This window comes from Halomonas sp. 707D4, from assembly GCF_024158685.1.
Classification (GTDB): Bacteria; Pseudomonadota; Gammaproteobacteria; order Pseudomonadales; family Halomonadaceae; genus Vreelandella.
The window spans coordinates 1-1,901 of sequence record NZ_JAMZBD010000543.1; the positions used below are offsets into that span (position 1 = coordinate 1).

At 68.1% G+C, this 1,901-nt stretch carries 2 protein-coding genes; one reads left to right on the forward strand and one right to left on the reverse strand.

Annotation, left to right across the window (positions count from 1 at the left end; translation table 11 throughout):
• A partial coding sequence (murF, locus tag BIS11_RS16360; RefSeq protein WP_253586558.1) for a UDP-N-acetylmuramoyl-tripeptide--D-alanyl-D-alanine ligase occupies positions 1-1,291 on the forward strand: 1,291 nt, incomplete at its 5' end.
• A 99-nt stretch (positions 1,292-1,390) separates the two neighbouring features.
• Here murF and BIS11_RS16365 read toward each other — a convergent pair.
• Positions 1,391-1,901, reverse strand: a 511-nt coding sequence (locus BIS11_RS16365; RefSeq protein ID WP_253586559.1) for an FAD-dependent oxidoreductase, incomplete at its 5' end; no start/stop codon positions are given.

A 1,901-nucleotide genomic window follows, 5' to 3' on the forward strand; every position in this document is an offset into this window, starting at 1 on the left:
CCTCCAGACCATGACGGCGGGCCACGCAGTCGCCCTGCGCCGCGCCGGCGCGGCAAGCGGGCGTGGGCTTCCGGTCAAGAGTTTAAGCAGGTTGCCCTTCACGCCGCAGCTGCTGCTCGCGGACGGCTCTCATGAGGCGGCCGAGCTTGCGGCACTGGGGATGCCGGTCTACCGCGTGGCGGATATCGACCAGGCCGTGCTCGCGATGGGCCGCTACGCTCGCCAAAAGCTTGCGGGCAAGGTGATCGGCGTCACCGGCAGCGCCGGCAAGACGACCCTGGTCGCGCTGCTCGAGGCGCTGCTGCGCCCTTGGGGGGAAGTGGGGGCGACCACTCACAGCGCCAACCTGCCCCACGGCATCGCCTGGACGCTGGCCAGCGTCCCCTGGCAGGCGCCTTATCAGGTCATCGAGATGGCGATCGGGCGCATGGGCCAGAACTCCGCGCTGGCGCGCCCGGACGTGGCGGTGTTTCTCAACGCGGGGCCGGCGCATCTGGAGTATCACGACAGCGTCGAGCAGGTGGCGGTGCGCAAGAGCCGCATCTTCGAGTCGATGCCGCCGGGCGGCGTGGCGGTGATCAACCGCGACATGGCGCAGTGGCCGATCGTCCTGGAGGCGGCGCGACGACACGGGCTGCACATCCTCTCCTTCGGCGCCCACCCGGACGCCACGGTTCGCCGGGTCGAGTCCGACGACGCGGCGCGCCTGGTGGTCGACTACCCAGGCGAGCGCGTGGAGATCGCCATGGACGGGCAGGGGCAGCACTGGGCGATGAACGTGCTGGCGGCCTTCGGGGTGCTGCTCGCGCTGGGCTTCTCGCCTCGCGACGTGGTGCCGTTCGTGTCACGGGTGGCGCCGCCCGAGGGGCGTGGCCGCCGCCGACGCATCGCCTGGCGAGAGGGCGATATCGAGCTTCTCGACGACGCCTACAACGCCAACCCGCTGTCGATGAAGGCCATGCTGGCGCAGGCGCAGGGGGTCCAGTCGCGCCGCAAGCACCTGGTGCTGGCCGACATGCTCGAACTCGGCGCGCAGAGCCCTGACTACCATCGCGCGCTGGTCGAGCCGATCCTCGCAAGCGGCGCCCACTCGGTGTGGCTGCTGGGTGAGCAGATGCAGACCCTCGAGCCGCTGCTCGGAAAGAGCGTTCCCCGGGTGGCCAGTTTTTCCTCGAGATCAGCGCTGGCCGAGCGGCTTCGTGAGGCGCTCGAACCCGGCGACTGGGTCGCCTTCAAGGGCTCGAACAAGTTCGGACTGAGCGAGCTCGCCCGCCGTTTGAGCGAGGCCTAGCGACAAAAAAAGCCCGCCGGGAGGCGGGCGGGACGTCACGGTCTTGCGTCAAAGGGGAAAAGAAAAGTAGAAAAAGGGGCCGCAGCCCCTCGGGGTCGATCAGTTGCGGATCAGGTAGTCGAAGGCGCCGAGCGAGGCCTTCGCGCCTTCGCCCATGGCGATGACGATCTGCTTGTAGGGCACGGTGGTGACGTCGCCGGCGGCGAAGACACCGGGCACGGAGGTCATGCCGTGGGCGTCGACGATGATCTCGCCACGCGGGGTCATCTCGATCGGGGTGTCCTTGAGCCACTCGGTGTTGGGCACCAGACCGATCTGGACGAAGATGCCTTCGAGCGCGATCTGCTTGAGCTCGTCGGTGTTGCGATCCTTGTAGGTCAGGCCGTTCACGCGGCTGCCGTCGCCGGTCACCTCGGTGGACTGGGCGTTGAGGATGATGTCGACGTTGGGCAGGCTCTTGAGCTTTTTCTGCAGCACCGCATCGGCGCGCATCTCGCCCATGAACTCGACCAGGGTGACGTGATCGACGATACCCGCCAGATCGATCGCCGCCTCGACGCCGGAGTTGCCGCCGCCGATCACCGCCACGCTCAAGAGCAAGACCTTGATC